This window comes from Cellulomonas timonensis, assembly GCF_900046455.1.
GTDB classification, from domain to species: Bacteria; Actinomycetota; Actinomycetes; order Actinomycetales; family Cellulomonadaceae; genus Cellulomonas_A; species Cellulomonas_A timonensis.
In genome coordinates this window covers 543,155-559,202 of record NZ_FCOT01000012.1, presented here as the reverse complement: position 1 = coordinate 559,202, position 16,048 = coordinate 543,155, and the positions used below count along the sequence as shown (strand labels likewise).

Sequence of the window (16,048 nt, the reverse complement as noted above, 5' to 3'; positions counted from 1 at the left end):
CGGTCAGCGGCGCACGGTCAGCACCCCCGCCGTGACCGACGGCAGGTAGGACGCGCCCCCGCCGTAGACCACCGCGACGACCGCGGGCCCGGTGACCTTCGGCGCCGTGAACGTCGCGCTGCCGCCCGCCAGGGCCGGTGTGCCCACCGTGCGCCCGTTCACCAGCACCCGCACCGTGCCGGTGGGCGCGGGTGCGCCCTCGACGCCTGCGGCGGTGATGGTGACGGTGGGCGTGGCGCCCTTGTCCACCGACCAGGACGCGGTGGAGAGGCTGAGCCGTGCGAGCGTCCGGACGATGACGTGCGTGGCCGTGGCGGAGGATGCCGCGACCTCCGCGCTGCCCGGGTAGGCGACGGTCAGGGTGTGCGAGCCCACCGCCAGGTCGCGGGGGAGCGGCACAGTCGCCGTGCCGGTGAGGCCGTCCACGGCGAGCGTCCCGGTGGCGATCACGGTGTCGCCCTCGCGGACCTCCACCTCCCCGGACGGCGCCGCGGTGGCGCCGGTGACGGTGACGGCCACGCTCGTGCCCGAGCCGTAGGCGCCGATCCGCTGCGCGACCTTCGCCGTGGTGGTGGACGCCGAGACGGGGATCGCCTCCAGCACGGTGACGTCGAGCACCTGCGTGCGCGTCGTCGTGGTCGCGTTGTGGCTGTGCAGCACCAGCACCTGCGGCAGTTCGGTGGCCGCCGGGTCGCGGTGCACGGCCACCTCGGACCCCTCTGCGCTCACCGACCAGAACGTGTCAGCCGCGCCGCCGAACCACAGCGCGGGGGCGAACGGGTCCACCGTGAACGGCTCCACGGCGTCGACCCGGCGGCTGGGGTCGGCGGCGTACTGGGAGTACGTCCACACCTGCAGCGTGGGCGTGACCCCCGGCGTGATGCCGACGTCCGCGAGGCTGAGCGGCACCACCACCACGTTGTTGTCAAAGACCGTGGAGTCCACGTCGCCGAAGAACCCGTTGACCGGCTGCGCGTCGAGCAGGTCGCCGGTGGAGTAGTCGAAGGTGAGCTGCACCGTCACGTCGGTGGCCTCGTTGAGCTTCTGCACCACCGTCTGCCGGTCGTAGGCGCCGTCCCCGTCGAGGTCGATGTCGATGACGGGCAGCACGGACTGGCCCAGCGTCGCCCACTCGCCGTCCACCGCGATGCCGACGCCCAGGTACCCGCCCGCCGGGTCGAGCCCGGCGGCGGCGCGCTGCGGCGCCGTCGACGCCCAGCCCACCGTGCGCAGGTCGCCGGCGGCGACGGAGGAGTCGGACGTGACGAGCCCGGGGGCCCGCTCGAGGCGAGGGCTCGTGGCGGCGAGCTGCAGCGGCGCGACGAGCGAGGTCCAGCCGCCCGAGGCGATGCCACGGCCGGCCAGCGCGAGCTCGGCCTCGGCAGAGCCCGCGTCGGCGAACGCGATCCCGCTGGCGGCCAGGTCGCTGACCAGGCGCGGGGCGGCCTGCACCGGCACCCGCAGCTCAGTGGCTCCGGAGGTGAGGAGCAGCCGCCCGGTGAGGGCGGCCACGTGCTCGCGGGGCAGCCCGCCCTGCGTCGCGGCCGACGTCGGGTCGAGCTCGCGCTCGAGCGTCGCCGGGTCGGCCGTGAGGGTCAGCGTGACGAGCTGGGTGCGGCCGGACTGCACGGTGATCGTCGCGGGGGAGGTGGTGATCGTCGCGCCGCCGGTGGTGGTCGCCGCGGCGAAGGACGTCGAGTACCGGACGGCGGTGCTGCCGGTGTTGCGCACCGTCACGGTCTTGCGCTGCACGACGGTCTCGGCGCCGACGGGCACCACGCCGAACGTCACGGAGACCTGCTCGGGGTCCTCCGAGCCGAAGGCCAGCACGGTGCCGGCCACGGCGTCGGCCGCGTCGACCCGGCCGGAGCCGACCCGCTGCGGGCCGTAGACGTCGCCCGTGCCGTGGGCGCCCGTGAACACGTCGTGTGTGGCGGTGTTCATCACGGCGGCCTTGACCTCCGCGGGCGTCCAGCCGGGGTGCGCGGCCCGGACCAGGGCGGCGATGCCCGCCACATGAGGCGCTGACATCGACGTGCCGGACAGCGAGTGCGCGGCGCTCCCGCCACCCGAGGCAGCGGACAGGATGCTCGTGCCGGGCGCCGCGACGTCGGGCTTCGCGATGCCGAGCGACCCGTGCGCCCCGCGGGAGGAGCCAGGGTTGAGCACGTCGCCCGCGGAGTCGTCGTTGACCGACGCGGCGAGCGACGGTCCGAGCTTGACGCTCACGGCGCCCGTGCGGATCGCGGGCAGCAGTGCGGCGGTGGCGCTGGCCGTGAGCTGCGCGCCGGGGATGGCGGCGTTGCCCGCGATCCCGCCGGAGAACACGGCCCGCTGCGTGCCGAGCAGCACGCCCACGGCGCCTGCGGCCTGCGCGTTGTTGAAGCGCGCGCCGCTGCCGCACGCCCGGGTCGCGTCGTCGTCGTCCCAGGACAGGTAGACGACCTTGCCGGTGATCTCCGCGCTCCGGGCCGCCAGCGAGGAGCAGCCGCTCACCGTCTCGCCGAGGAAGGCGACCGGCGCGCTGACGTCCTGGTCGCCCGCGTAGGCGACCGAGTTCTGCGCGGCGTGGGCGCCGAGGAGCGCGGCGTCGGGCGCCGCGGTGACCTCCACGCCGTCGAGCGTCAGCGGGCTGCCCACCGAGTTCGCGACGGTCAGGCCGCTGGCGGCGCTGCCGGGTGAGCCGCCCACGTCGGTGATGTCGCCGGAGTTGCCGGCCGAGAGCACGGACAGCACCCCGAGGTCGGCGAGCCGGTCGATGAGCAGGTTGTCCGGGTCGTCGGACGGCGTGGCGGAGGCGCCGAGGGAGAGGTTGACGACGTCGAGGTGGTCGTTGAGGTCGCCGTCGCCATTCGGGTCGGCGGCCCAGTCGAGCGCCTGGGCGGTGAGGTTCGTCGAGCCGCCGATGTCGCCGAAGACCTTGAGCGCGTAGACGCCGGCTCCGGGCGCCGAGCCGGGGCCCACCTGCCAGTCCGTCAGGTCGGACAGTGCGGCGTAGTCACCGCGGAACGTGGACCCATCGGCCTGCACGCCGTATCCGGCGGCGGTGGCGGCGACGTGGGTGCCGTGGCCGCTGTTGGGGCTGGTGGCGAGGCTGTCGATGGGGTTGTCGTCCGGCACGGGGACGGTCGTGGCGCCCGGCAGGGTGGAGGCGGGGTTCGCGTCGTAGTACGTCCCGGCGAAGTCGCGGCCGCCCAGGTACTTGGCGCCGTCGAGCAGGTCGGCGGGGACCGTGCCCGTGCCGTCGGCGCCGTATGCGGCGGCGTAGGCCTCCGATGTGCCGGGACCGCCGAACACCGCATGCGTGTAGTCGACGCCGGTGTCGATGATCCCGACGCGGATGCCGGCGCCGGTCTGCCCGGTGCCCTGCCACACGTCGAGCGCGCGGGTGAAGGCGTCGCTGCTGGCGTTGTCGAGGGTGCGCGGCGTCACCTGGTACACGGCGACGACGTTGTCCCGGTCGGCGAGCTCCCGCAGCTGCGCGGCGTCGCCGGACACGAGGCTGCCCGCGATCACGTTCGTCAGGGTGGAGATCCGCCGGGGCTCGCCGGCGTCAGCGGCGCGGGCGCCGGGGTGGGCGGCCTCGGCGGGGATGACGGCCTCCGCGAGCTCCTCGACCTGCTGGGTGGCGGCCTGCACCTGCGCGGTGCTGCCGCCGTTCTCGTGCACGTCGAGAGCAGAGGGCGTGTCGAGCTGCACGAACGCGGTGACCTGGCCTGTCGCCTCAGCCGTCGCGGGGGAGACCTTGGCGCCGGACAGCGCGTCGGCCGAGGCCACGGGGCCGCCGGGAGCGCCGGGCTCGATCCCAGGGCTGTCCGGTGGGGCGGCGCCTGCGGGGCCGGCTCCGGCGAGTGTGGACGCCAGCAGTGCGAGCGCGACGGGCAGGGCGAGCCTGGAGGGCTGAGAGGGCCTGGAGGTCCGGCGTATGCCGGACGGCCAGGTGGCGGCGGACGACGGGCGACGCGTCATGGGTCACTCCTGCGGGCGGCGGGCGCGGATGGTGTCGGCGGCGCCACCTCGTCGCGTGCGGCAGGTGCAGTCCGGGAGGGCCTCCGGACTGCACCGTACTGGCGAATGGGGGGTTCGTCACTCTTTCGAGGGACATCCGTTACCGACCGGTACGCACCGATGCCCGCAGTGCCCGGAGGCAGCCTCTCAGCGCAGCGGGACGAAGGCGTACGACCCCTGCGGGCTGCGTCCGACCTGTTCGCCGTGCCGCTCGACCAGCCACATCGTCGAGCGCACCGGGAGCACCATCCGGCCACCGTCCGCGAGCTGGGCGACCAGCGCCTCTGGAAGCTGCTGGCCGGACGCGGACACGAGGATGCGGTCCCAGCCGTCCTCGACGGGCCGCCCCAGGGCGCTGGGGTCGGCTTGCTCGATGGCCGCCCATGGCATGGACCAGGCGGCCAGGTTCTCCGCGCCCCAGACCGCGAGGTCCGGGTCGATCTCCAGGCCGAGGACGCGGCCCTCGGGGCCGACCAGGCGGCCGAGCAGGGCGGTGGTCCAACCGGAGCCGGATCCAATGTCGAGCACGCTCGCGCCGGCCGGGACGTCAAGCAGGCGGAGCATGGCGGCCACCGTGCTCGGCTGGGAGTTCGTCTGCCCGTGGGCGAGCGGCAGGGGTCGGTCCTCGTCGGCGTGGGCGCGCTGCGCCGGTGGGAGGAACGCGCGACGGGTGAGCGTCGTCATGGCCTCCGCGACGGCGTCCGAGGCAGCGGACCCGGTCATCGTCACAGCCTAGGCATCACTCCGAGAGTGGCGCGATCTGCGGAAGTCGGGTGCCGTGCGGGGGTGTGTGCACGATGACGCCGCGGGGCTTGCGACCAGGGCGGCCGGGCGTGCGACGCTCCTCGATCCCCTCGAGGGTCGACGCGCGCCAGACCGCGCCTCCGTTGAGGCGGCCGTCGGGCGGCGGCAGCCAGGGCACCTTGCGGGAGAGCCAGACCCGGATGGTCGCGTTCTCGACGTTGAGGCGCGCTGCCAGTCGTGCGATGTCGTACAGGTCGTCCAGTCCGCCAGTTCGTATGGCGGGATCGGCGCTGGAGGCCGGGTCTGCGGGTGTCACGCTGGCGAGCCTATCCGCCCGTCCGCAGCCCACGGCGGCATCCGCGCTATCTGACGCGCGAACGTGACACAAATCTCAGCCCACGGGCTTTTGGACGCGCGTCCTGATGCCTATCGTGTTACGGGTGAGTAACAGAAAGCGTCCGACAACCCGGTCCCTCCGAGACCGTGGCCACCGGGCGATGCGTGCAGTCGCCCCCGACATATCCACCATGTTGATGATGACCAACACTCGCATCCACAGGGTGATCCGGGCCCTCCGGCCTCACACGATGGTCCAGCTTCTCGGCCTGGCCACCCTCTTCTCTGTCCTCCAGCAGACCAGCGTCGTCCAGACGCTCCGAGCCGAGATCACCCGGTTCCTCGCATGGGCCGACGACCAGGCACAGGCGCTCCTCGCCAGCCCCGCGGCCGAGGCGGTGCGGAACAGCCAAGCCGTCGCCGTGATCCGCGAGTACGCCGACCTGGTGACGCACCACTTCGGTCGTCTCGTCGAGACGATCCGCATGCATCACATCACGCGGACCTTGCAGGCCCGCCCCATCGCCCGTGGTGTGCTCGCCGCAGGCCTGCTCCTGGGCGGTGGCGCCGCGTTCGCCACGCCGGCGATCGGCGCCGAGGCCTCCCAGGTGTCGGAGGACGAGCGGCTTGCTGACGTCTCGCAGGTCGCCGCCGACGCCGCCAAGACGGCCGACGCCGTCCGCGAGGCCGCGAACGCGGCCGACATCCCCACCGACGAGCTCGACGCCGCGACCGCGCGGCTCAACGAGATCCTCAGCGCGAACGGGCTTGTCGAGGAGCGCTCCGCCCTCGAGGTCGAGATCGCTCTGGCGGTCGAGGCGGACAAGGCTGCCGAGGCCGAGGCGGCGCAGCAGGCCGAGGAGGCTCCCGAGCAGGAGCAGCCCGCCGAGCAGCAGCCCGCCGAGCAGCAGCCCGCCGAGGGTGAGCAGCCTGCCGAGCAGCAGCCCGCCGAGGGTGAGCAGCCTGCCGAGCAGCAGCCCGCCGAGGGTGAGCAGCCTGCCGAGCAGCAGCCCGCCGAGGGTGAGCAGCCTGCCGAGCAGCAGCCTGCCGAGGGAGAGCAGCCCGCCGAGGCTCAGCCTGCCGCCGAGCAGCAGTCCGCGCAGGAGCAGCTCGTCGAGACGGCTGCCGCTGAGAAGAAGTCCGGCTCCGACATCGTCGGGACCGTCCGGACGGCGTCTGTCGAGCCGACCAACATCGGCCCGCTCGCCACGGACCGCTCCGCGGGGACCATGCTGACTGACGTGCTGACCTCGTCGGCCAAGGAGCACGCCACGCAGACCGTGGCGGCGGACATGCACGACGCCCTCGACCAGGTGACCGACCTGACCGAGAAGGTCAGTGCCGCCGCGGGCATCGGCGCGTCGGGCACAGCTGTGATCGCCCAGGTTCCGGAGGTCCCGGAGCCGACCGCGGAGCAGGTCGCCGCGGCCGAGCAGAAGCTGGCCGAGAAGGCTGCCGCCGAGCAGGCCGCAGCCGAGCAGGCGGCGGCTGAGGCTGCCGCGGCCCAGGCTGCCGCCGAGGCCGCCGCGAAGGCCGAGGCCGAGGCTGCCGCCATGGCCGCCAAGGACGACGCCTCGCGCGCCGCCGCCGCGCAGGCTTCTGCGCGGGTCGCGGCCGAGGGCGTGCCCAGCGCGGGCAACGGCCGGTTCCCCGAGTCGTCGCTCTGCGGGCTGAGCTTCGCCCCGGGCGCCCAGCTGCGCTGCGACGCGGCCGCGTCGCTCGAGCTGATGAACATCGAGTACCGGCATGCGTTCGGCACCGACATGAGCATCACGGACTCCTACCGGTCCTACGACGCGCAGGTGCGGGTCAAGGCCCAGCTCGGCTACCTGGCCGGGACGCCTGGCACGTCCACCCACGGCTGGGCCCGCGCCCTCGACCTGGGCGGCGGCATCCAGACCTTCGGGTCGCCGCAGCACCAGTGGATGAAGGCGAACGCCGGCCGGTTCGGCTGGGTGCACCCCAGCTGGGCGCAGATGGGCGGCAGCAAGCCTGAGGCCTGGCACTGGGAGTACAACGGCTGACAGACCGTTCGATGATCGACGGCATGGCCCCTGCGGTGACAATCGCAGGGGCCATTGCCATGCCGCTGATGACGCTCGGCTGGGTTCTCCCAGCCGAGCGTTCTTGCGTGTCGGCCGTTGGGGGACCGGGCGACGCGCCCGAGTCGTCAACGCGGCGGGCATTTCGGGCAATAGCGCACACGTGTATTGCGTATGTGCACATGGATACCGGCAAATTACCGTCGAAACAGGGTTGAATCCGGCAGGACCATTGCCCCACGTCGCACATCGGAAGCCCGGGAGCATTAGGCCATCCGTCGCGGTGACAACGTCGTAGCCGAGACCTGTGCGAAAGGGCTTCCCCGATGACAGCCGTTGGGATGACAGAGACTCCACCCACGATCGGGATGCCGCGGCGGTCGTTCCTCAAGTGGTCGGGTGCGGCGGGGGGTGGTGCGGCACTCGTCGGCGCAGGCGCGTCGTTCGGAATCCCCGGTGTCGGCGCCGCGAACGCCGCGGCCGCGTCGCCGATCACGGGCGCGGACTCGGTGGCGTGGAACTCGTGCTGGGTCAACTGCCAGAGCAGGTGCCCGCTGCGCTTCCACGTCAAGGACGGCACGATCGTCCGGGTCGAGACCGATGACGCCGGTGATGACGAGCTCGGGTCGCAGCAGATCCGCGCCTGCGTGCGTGGACGCTCGATGCGCCAGCGCATCTACAACGCGGACCGGCTCAAGGCCCCCATGAAGCGGGTCGGCCCGCGAGGGGCGGGCGAGTTCGAGGAGATCACCTGGGACGAGGCGTTCGACACGATCGCCGCCGAGCTCGAGCGGATCATCGCCGAGCACGGCAACGAGGCGGTCTACCTCAACTCGGGAACGGGGACCAACGGCGGTGCGATCGGCTCGCGCTCCTCGGTGCGCCGGTTCCTCAACTGCCTCGGCGGCTACCTGCTCTCGTATGGCACGTACTCGACCGGCGCCATCCAGATCGCCGCGCCCTACACCTACGGCACCTCACCGTCGACCAACACGTTCGACGACGCCGTCAACTCCCAGCTCGTCGTGCTGTGGGGCAACAACCCACTCGAGACGCGCATGGGCGGCGAGGCCTTCGTCATCCAGAAGGCGAAGCAGATGAGCAGCACGAAGTTCATCGTGGTCGACCCTCGCTACTCCGACACAGCGTCGACCGTGGGTGACGAGTGGGTTGCGCTGCACCCGGGCACCGACGCGGCGCTCGTGGCCGGCATGGCACACGTGATGATCACCGAGGACCTCGTCGACCAGGAGTTCCTGGACACGTACTGCGTGGGCTACGACGAGGAGCACATGCCCGAGGGCATCCCGGCGGGGAACTCCTACAAGAGCTACATCCTCGGCACGGGCCCCGACGGCGTCGTCAAGACGCCTGCGTGGGCCAGCCAGATCACCGGCGTCACGAGCGCGCAGATCATCTCCGTCGCCCGGCAGATCGCCGGCGCCAAGCCGTGCGCGATCAGCCAGGGCTGGGGCGCGCAGCGTCAGATGAACGGCGAGAACTCGGCCCGCGCGGTCTTCATGCTCGCGCTGCTCACGGGCAACGTCGGCATTCCCGGTGGTGGCACCGGTGATCGTGAGACCACCTACAACTTCAAGGTCGCGGGCTTCCCCGAGCTGAAGAACCCGGTCGGGACCTCGATCTCGATCTGCATGTGGACCGACGCGGTCGAGCGCGGCCCGGAGATGACGAAGCTCCGGGACGGGGTGCGTGGCAAGGACAAGCTGGACACCGGCATCAAGTTCCTCTTCAACTACGCCGGCAACACGATCGTCAACCAGCACATGGACGCCAACCGGACGTCGAAGCTGCTGCAGGACGAGTCGCTGCTCGAGTTCATCCTCGTGATCGACAACCAGATGACCGCCTCGGCGAAGTTCGCCGACATCCTGCTCCCGGACGTGTCGAACGTCGAGCAGCGTGACCTCACGGCGGGCGGCTCGACGGGTGACCTCGGGTACGTCATCTACGCGGACAAGGCGATCGAGCCGCTATTCGACTCCAAGCCGATCTACGAGATCCTCACCGAGCTCGCCAAGCGGCTGGGGGTCGAGGAGGAGTTCACCGAGGGCAAGACCCAGGACGAGTGGATCGACGAGCTCATCGAGGCCACCCGCAAGGACACTCCGGCGATCCCTCCGAACGAGGAGTTCCGCGCGGCTGGCGTCTACCGCCAGAACAACCCGGCGGGGCACGTCATCCCGCTCAAGGCGTTCCGTGACGACCCGGTCGCGAACCCGCTCAAGACGCCCTCGGGCAAGATCGAGATCTTCTCGAAGCAGATCTGGGACATCGCCCACACGTGGGAGCTGCCCGAGGGGCAGCGCATCACGGCCCTGCCGGAGCACATCGTCGGCGCCGAGGGTGTCGAGGAGGCGCGGACCAACGAGAAGTACCCGCTGCAGTGCATCGGGCACCACTACAAGTCCCGGACGCACTCGACCTACGGCAACGTCCCCTGGCTGCAGGAGGCCCACCCGCAGATGGTGTGGATCAACCCCGCCGACGCCCGGGAGCGTGGCATCGAGAACGACGACGTGGTGCAGGTCTTCAACGACCGCGGCCGCATCGAGCTGGTCGCGCGGGTGACCCCGCGCATCATGCCGGGCGTGCTCTCGGTGCCGCAGGGCGCCTGGTACCGACCTGACAAGGACGGGCTGGACCGTGGGGGGAGCATCAACACCCTCACGAGCTGGAACACCACGCCGTTGGCCAAGGCCACCACGGCGCACACGAATCTTGTCCAGGTCGAGAAGGCGTAAGGGGGTAGACGATCGTGGCTGCTGAGCTGGGTTTCCATTTTGATCAGACGCTGTGTAACGGGTGTAAGGCCTGTTCTGTGGCGTGTAAGGACAAGCATGATCTGCCGGTGGGTGTGACGTGGCGGCGTGTCGCGGAGTATTCGGGTGGGACGTGGCAGCGTGACGGGAACACCGTTGTGCCGAATGTGTTCTCGTATTACACGTCGATCGCGTGTAATCACTGTGAGGACCCGATTTGTGTGCGGGTGTGCCCGACGACGGCGATGAGCCAGGGTCCTGATGGTGTGGTCACTGTCGATCAGGATGTGTGTGTGGGGTGCCGGTATTGCGAGTGGGCGTGCCCGTATTCGGCTCCGCAGTTCGACGCGGAGGCCGGGCATATGACCAAGTGCGACCTGTGCGCGGACTACCGCTCCGAGGGCAAGGACCCGGCGTGTGTGGCGGCGTGCCCGTCGCGGGCGCTGAGCTATGGCCCGGTCGAGGAGCTGCGCGCCGAGCATGGTGATCTGGCCGGTGTGGAGCCGCTGCCGGACCCGGCGATCACGCGTCCGCGCCTGGTGATCACCCCCCACCGTGACGCCCAGCCCAGTGGTTCGGGCACGGGTTCTGTGGCCAACCCTGAGGAGCTGTGACTCATGCACACCGCTGAGCTTCCGATGATCGTGTTCACCGTGGCCGCCCAGATGAGCGTGGGCGCGTTCGTGGTGTTGGGAATTGTGCAGGTCGTGGCCGGTCGCAAGTTCGCGGCGGGCACGGTCGAGAAGATGACCGACACCGCGTTGTATGCGATCGGCCCGGTGATGGTGCTGGGATTGATCGCGTCGATGTTCCACATGGGCGACCCGATGCACTCGCTGAATGTGATCCGGCATTTCGACTCGTCGTGGTTGAGCCGGGAGATCGTGTTCGGGGTCGGGTTCGCCGGGCTGGGGTTCTTGTTCGCCCTGGCGCAGTGGTTCAAGTGGGGCTCGGCGCGTTTGCGTCAGGTCCTGGCTGGTGTGACGGCTGTGGTGGGCCTGTGCTTGGTGTTCGTGATGAGCATGATTTATTACACGCTCGAGACGGTTCCGGCCTGGCACACCTGGGCGACGCCCGCGCAGTTCTTCGCCACGACATTCCTGTTGGGCTCGCTCGCCGTTGGTGCGGCGTTCATGGGCTCGATCATGTGGCGCCGTCGCTCGGCTGGCGGGGCCGAGCTGGATGAGTCGACGGCGGCGTTGTTGACGGGCTCGCTCAAGGGCGTGGGGTTGGGCGCTGTGGCGATGCTCGGCGTCGAGTTCGTGATCATCCCGCTGCACATCTCGAACCTGTCGGCCGCCGGGGGGGCCGCGGCGGAGTCGGCCGCGGTGTTCTCTGGGGTGTGGTTCGTCGCGCGGCTGGTGCTGGTGTTCGCCGGGGCCGGGCTGCTGGGGGTGTTCCTGTACCGGTATGCCTCGCATGCGAAGGACGCGGGGGTGCGGATGCTCGCGATCGTGGCGACCAGCGCGTTCGTGCTGGTGCTGGCCGGTGAGCTGATCGGCCGGTCGCAGTTCTACGAGCAGATGACCCGCATCGGCATGTGACACCCCGCCGAGCCGCCGCCCATCACGGCGACGACGCACGGCGAATGGCCCGCACCCCCACCAGGGTGCGGGCCTTTGGTCCGGCTGGCCCCGGCACTTTGCGGGGGACGAGGGCGCCATTTCGGGCAATAGCACACGCGAGCCTTGCGTATGTACGCGAATAAACCGTCGATTTCTGTGGCTAAACGGTCCAATCCCGGCAGGACCATGGCCCCACGTCCCACATCGGGGGCCCGGGAGCATTGAGCCATCCGTCTCCGTGCCAATCGCGTGCGCGAGACCTGCGCGAAAGGACGCCCCCGATGACCGACGTTGGGACGACAGAGATTCCACCCACCACCACCGGGATGCCGCGCCGATCCTTCCTGAAGTGGTCGGGCGCGGCTGGCGGTGGGGCAGCCCTCGTGGGCGCGGGAGCCTCGCTGGGCCTCCTGCCCGGCGTCGGGCCCTCCAACGCGGCCACGCTCACGGCAGACGCGGCGACGGGGGACAAGACCACCTGGTCGGCCTGCATCATCAACTGCGGTTCGCGGTGCCCGCTGCGGTTCGACGTCAAGGACGGCGCGATCGTCCGGGTCTCGCCCGACCCCACGGGTGACGACGAGCTCTACACGCGGCAGATCCGCGCATGCGTGCGCGGCCGCTCGATGCGCCAGCGCATCTACAACGCCGACCGGCTCAAGGCCCCCATGAAGCGGGTCGGCGAGCGCGGCTCGGGCGAGTTCGAGCAGATCACCTGGGACGAGGCGTACGAGCTGTTCGCCGAGAAGCTCAAGGGCACGATCGAGAAGTACGGCAACGAGGCCATTTACAGCAATTACGGCTCGGGCACCTGGAACGGCCTGATGTCGACGAGCGGCGGCTGGGCTCGGCTGCTCAACCTCATGGGCGGCAACCTCGGGTACTACGGCAACTACTCCTACGGGCAGATCGGCACCTGCACCCGGTTCCACTACGGGAACCCGGACGAGCAGATCAGCAACAGCTTCGAGGACTCGGCCGCGAACTCCCAGCTCATCGTGCTGTGGGGCAACAACCCCATGGAGACGCGCATGAGCGGCGGCGGTGTGCTCTTCACGTCGCTGTGGGCCAAGAAGCAGGCCGGCGTGAAGTTCATCGTCATCGACCCGCGGCAGTCTGACTCGGTGGTGAACCTCGCCGACGAGTGGCTGGCGCCGCGGCCCGGGACTGACGCGGCGCTCGTCGCGGGCATGGCGCACGCGATCATCAGCGCGAACTTGCACGACCAGGAGTTCCTCGACGCGTACTGCCAGGGCTTCGACGAGGCGCACATGCCCGAGGGTGTTCCCTCCGGCAACTCCTACCGCTCCTACGTGATGGGCGAGGGCTCCGACGGGATCGAGAAGACCCCCGAGTGGGCGGCCGACGTCACCGGCGTCCCGGCAGGCCAGATCATCCGCGTCGCACGCGAGATCGCGCTCGCCAAGCCCGCCAACATCACGCAGGGCTGGGGGCCGCAGCGGCACGCCAACGGCGAGAACCAGGCCCGGGCGATCTACACGCTCGCGGCGATCACCGGGAACGTCGGCATCTCCGGCGGTGGCACGGGCGGTCGCGAGGGCTACTACTGGCCCGCGTCGATGTGGTTCCCGGACGGCTCGAACCCGGTCGAGACCCAGATCTCCATGTTCGGCTGGACCGACGCGATCGAGCGCGGCCCGGAGCTGACCCGGCTCAAGGACGGGGTCCGCGGCAAGGACAAGCTCGACGTCGGCATCAAGTTTCTGCTGCAGTACGCGGGCAACATGCTGGCCAGCCAGCACGCGGACATCAACCGCACGCGCGCGATCCTCAAGGACGAGTCGCTCTGCGAGTTCATCGTGGTCGTCGACAACCAGATGACGGCCTCGGCGAAGATGGCCGACCTGATCCTGCCCGACACCACAACCGCCGAGCGCTGGGACATGGCGCCCAGCGAGTACACCGGTGACGTCGCGTACCTGATCATGTGCGAGAAGTCGATTGAGCCGCTGTTCGACTCCAAGCCGTCCTACGAGATCTGCACCGGGATCGCCAAGGCCCTGGGTGTCGAGCAGGAGTTCACCGAGGGGCGCACCGGCGAGGAGTGGGTCCGGTGGATGCACGAGGAGACGCGCAAGGACCGCCCTGACTTCCCGACCTTCGAAGAGCTGCAGAAGCAGGGCGTGTACCGGTACACGAACCCCGACGGACCCACCGTCCCGCTCAAGGCGTTCCGCGAGGACCCGGTCGCCAACCCCCTCGACACCCCGTCCGGGAAGATCGAGATCTTCTCCTCCGAGCTGTGGGAGATGACCTCGACCTGGGAGTTCCCCAACGCGGAGCCCGGTGACAAGCTCACCGCCCTGCCCGAGCACGTCGACACGTGGGAAGGCGCCATCGAGGCGCGGACCAACGAGAAGTACCCGCTGCAGGTCATCGGGCACCACTACAAGTCCCGGACGCACTCGACCTACGGCAACGTCCCCTGGCTGCAGGAGGCCCACCCGCAGAAGGTGTGGATGAACCCCGCCGACGCCCAGGAGCGTGGCATCGAGAACGACGACCTGGTCGAGATCTTCAACGACCGGGGCCGGATCCGCATCCCTGCGAAGGTCACGGCCCGCATCATGCCGGGCGTGCTCTCGGTGCCCCAGGGCGCCTGGTACAAGCCCGACCAGGACGGCGTCGACACCGGTGGCGCCGTCAATGTGCTGACCCGGATCCATCCCACCCCGTTGTCCAAGGGGAATGCGCAGCACACAGCTCTTGTCCAGGTCGAGAAGGCGTAAGGGGGTAGACGATCGTGGCTGCTGAGCTGGGTTTCCATTTTGATCAGACGCTGTGTAACGGGTGTAAGGCCTGTTCTGTGGCGTGTAAGGACAAGCATGATCTGCCGGTGGGTGTGACGTGGCGGCGTGTCGCGGAGTATTCGGGTGGGACGTGGCAGCGTGACGGGAACACCGTTGTGCCGAATGTGTTCTCGTATTACACGTCGATCGCGTGTAATCACTGTGAGGACCCGATTTGTGTGCGGGTGTGCCCGACGACGGCGATGAGCCAGGGTCCTGATGGTGTGGTGACCGTCGATCAGGATGTGTGTGTGGGGTGCCGGTATTGCGAGTGGGCGTGCCCGTATTCGGCTCCGCAGTTCGACGCGGAGGCCGGGCATATGACTAAGTGCGACCTGTGCGCGGATTACCGCTCGGAGGGCAAGGACCCGGCGTGTGTGGCGGCGTGCCCGTCGCGGGCGCTGAGCTATGGCCCGGTTGAGGAGTTGCGCGCCGAGCATGGTGATCTGGCGGGTGTGGAGCCGTTGCCGGATCCGGCGATCACGCGTCCGCGCCTGGTGATCACCCCCCACCGTGACGCCCAGCCCAGTGGTTCGGGCACGGGTTCTGTGGCCAACCCTGAGGAGCTGTGACTCATGCACACCGCTGAGCTTCCGATGATCGTGTTCACCCTGGCGGCGCAGATGAGCGTGGGCGCGTTCGTGGTGTTGGGAATTGTGCAGGTCGTGGCCGGTCGCAAGTTCGCGGCGGGCACGGTCGAGAAGATGACCGACACCGCGTTGTATGCGATCGGCCCGGGGAGGGTGTTCGGGTTGATCGCGTCGAGGTTCCACATGGGCGACCGGATGCACTCGCTGAATGTGATCCGGCATTTCGACTCGTCGTGGTTGAGCCGGGAGATCGTGTTCGGGGTCGGGTTCGCCGGGCTGGGGTTCTTGTTCGCCCTGGCGCAGTGGTTCAANGGCGCAGTGGTTCAAGTGGGGCTCGGCGCGTTTGCGTCAGGTCCTGGCTGGTGTGACGGCTGTGGTGGGCCTGTGCTTGGTGTTCGTGATGAGCATGATTTATTACACGCTCGAGACGGTTCCGGCCTGGCACACCTGGGCGACGCCCGCGCAGTTCTTCGCCACGACATTCCTGTTGGGCTCGCTCGCCGTTGGTGCGGCGTTCATGGGCTCGATCATGTGGCGCCGTCGCTCGGCTGGCGGGGCCGAGCTGGATGAGTCGACGGCGGCGTTGTTGACGGGCTCGCTCAAGGGCGTGGGGTTGGGCGCTGTGGCGATGCTCGGCGTCGAGTTCGTGATCATCCCGCTGCACATCTCGAACCTGTCGGCCGCCGGGGGGGCCGCGGCGGAGTCGGCCGCGGTCTTCTCCGGGGTGTGGTTCGTCGCGCGGCTGGTGCTGGTGTTCGCCGGGGCCGGGCTGCTGGGGGTGTTCCTGTACCGGTATGCCTCGCATGCGAAGGACGCGGGGGTGCGGATGCTCGCGATCGTGGCGACCAGTGCCTTCGCGCTCGTGCTGGCCGGTGAGCTGATCGGCCGGTCGCAGTTCTACGAGCAGATGACCCGCATCGGCATGTGACCCCCCGCCGAGCGCAGCGAATGGCCCGCACCCCCACCAGGGTGCGGGCCATTCTTTTATCCCGCCTTCGACGTGGTAATTCTCATCTTTTATCCCGCCCCCGGGCGTGGCAATGGCCACGAGTGCGATTCGCGGCGTAATACCTCACGCGCTTGTTTCGTATGTGCACCGCACGAATCGACCATCGCGGGTCGAATATGTCGATCACTGGCAGGACCATTGCCCTAGATGAATTTTCATGTCGG

At 69.7% G+C, this 16,048-nt stretch carries 10 protein-coding genes and 1 pseudogene; 8 read left to right on the top strand and 3 right to left on the bottom strand.

Going from position 1 to position 16,048, the window contains the following annotated elements; all coding sequences use genetic code 11:
• Positions 1–3: 3 nt before the first annotated feature.
• The 3 genes from BN3788_RS10990 to BN3788_RS10980 form a co-directional block, all read right to left on the bottom strand.
• Positions 4–3,969: a S8 family serine peptidase gene (locus BN3788_RS10990; protein WP_082812811.1), complete on the bottom strand. Its 3,966-nt coding sequence runs from the start codon at positions 3,967–3,969 to the stop codon at positions 4–6.
• A gap of 186 nt (positions 3,970–4,155) precedes the next feature.
• Positions 4,156–4,731 carry a protein-L-isoaspartate O-methyltransferase family protein gene (locus tag BN3788_RS10985; protein WP_066587093.1) on the bottom strand — a complete coding sequence of 192 codons (576 nt, stop codon included), beginning with the start codon at positions 4,729–4,731 and terminating at the stop codon, positions 4,156–4,158.
• 16 nt (positions 4,732–4,747) lie between these two features.
• Positions 4,748–5,068 (bottom strand): hypothetical protein, encoded by a 321-nt coding sequence (locus BN3788_RS10980; protein WP_066585743.1) that lies wholly within the window; start codon positions 5,066–5,068, stop codon positions 4,748–4,750.
• 271 nt (positions 5,069–5,339) lie between these two features.
• Between BN3788_RS10980 and BN3788_RS19785 the strand changes: the two genes are divergently transcribed.
• The 8 genes and pseudogenes from BN3788_RS19785 to BN3788_RS19975 all read left to right on the top strand — a co-directional run bounded on the left by BN3788_RS19785 (position 5,340) and on the right by BN3788_RS19975 (position 15,803).
• Positions 5,340–7,112 (top strand): D-alanyl-D-alanine carboxypeptidase family protein, encoded by a 1,773-nt coding sequence (locus BN3788_RS19785; RefSeq protein WP_234346604.1) that lies wholly within the window; start codon positions 5,340–5,342, stop codon positions 7,110–7,112.
• A gap of 359 nt (positions 7,113–7,471) precedes the next feature.
• On the top strand, positions 7,472–9,892 hold the full coding sequence (locus BN3788_RS10970) for a DMSO/selenate family reductase complex A subunit (RefSeq protein WP_066585737.1): 2,421 nt from the start codon (positions 7,472–7,474) through the stop codon (positions 9,890–9,892).
• 14 nt (positions 9,893–9,906) lie between these two features.
• Positions 9,907–10,524 (top strand): DMSO/selenate family reductase complex B subunit, encoded by a 618-nt coding sequence (locus tag BN3788_RS10965; protein ID WP_066585709.1) that lies wholly within the window; start codon positions 9,907–9,909, stop codon positions 10,522–10,524.
• Between the two features lie 3 nt (positions 10,525–10,527).
• Positions 10,528–11,454: a dimethyl sulfoxide reductase anchor subunit family protein gene (locus BN3788_RS10960; RefSeq protein ID WP_066585708.1), complete on the top strand. Its 927-nt coding sequence runs from the start codon at positions 10,528–10,530 to the stop codon at positions 11,452–11,454.
• A gap of 302 nt (positions 11,455–11,756) precedes the next feature.
• Positions 11,757–14,225, top strand: coding sequence for a DMSO/selenate family reductase complex A subunit (locus BN3788_RS10955; RefSeq protein ID WP_234346603.1), 2,469 nt, complete (start codon positions 11,757–11,759; stop codon positions 14,223–14,225).
• Between the two features lie 14 nt (positions 14,226–14,239).
• Entirely contained in the window at positions 14,240–14,857 is a 618-nt protein-coding gene (locus tag BN3788_RS10950; protein ID WP_066585709.1) for a DMSO/selenate family reductase complex B subunit, read from the top strand.
• Positions 14,858–14,860: 3 nt separating this feature from the next.
• A pseudogene (locus BN3788_RS19980) lies at positions 14,861–15,163 on the top strand (DmsC/YnfH family molybdoenzyme membrane anchor subunit); the annotation flags it as partial.
• 76 nt (positions 15,164–15,239) lie between these two features.
• On the top strand, positions 15,240–15,803 hold the full coding sequence (locus BN3788_RS19975; RefSeq protein ID WP_315969758.1) for a DmsC/YnfH family molybdoenzyme membrane anchor subunit: 564 nt from the start codon (positions 15,240–15,242) through the stop codon (positions 15,801–15,803).
• Positions 15,804–16,048: the final 245 nt, after the last annotated feature.

Bases quoted from the DNA above. Each gene is read 5' to 3' on its own strand.
- BN3788_RS10990 (WP_082812811.1), bottom strand. From the start codon at position 3,969: ATGACGCGTCGCCCGTCGTCCGCCGCCACCTGGCCGTCCGGCATACGC.
- BN3788_RS10985 (WP_066587093.1), bottom strand. From the start codon at position 4,731: ATGACCGGGTCCGCTGCCTCGGACGCCGTCGCGGAGGCCATGACGACG.
- BN3788_RS19785 (WP_234346604.1), top strand. From the start codon at position 5,340: ATGGTCCAGCTTCTCGGCCTGGCCACCCTCTTCTCTGTCCTCCAGCAG.
- BN3788_RS10970 (WP_066585737.1), top strand. From the start codon at position 7,472: ATGACAGAGACTCCACCCACGATCGGGATGCCGCGGCGGTCGTTCCTC.
- BN3788_RS10960 (WP_066585708.1), top strand. From the start codon at position 10,528: ATGCACACCGCTGAGCTTCCGATGATCGTGTTCACCGTGGCCGCCCAG.
- BN3788_RS10955 (WP_234346603.1), top strand. From the start codon at position 11,757: ATGACCGACGTTGGGACGACAGAGATTCCACCCACCACCACCGGGATG.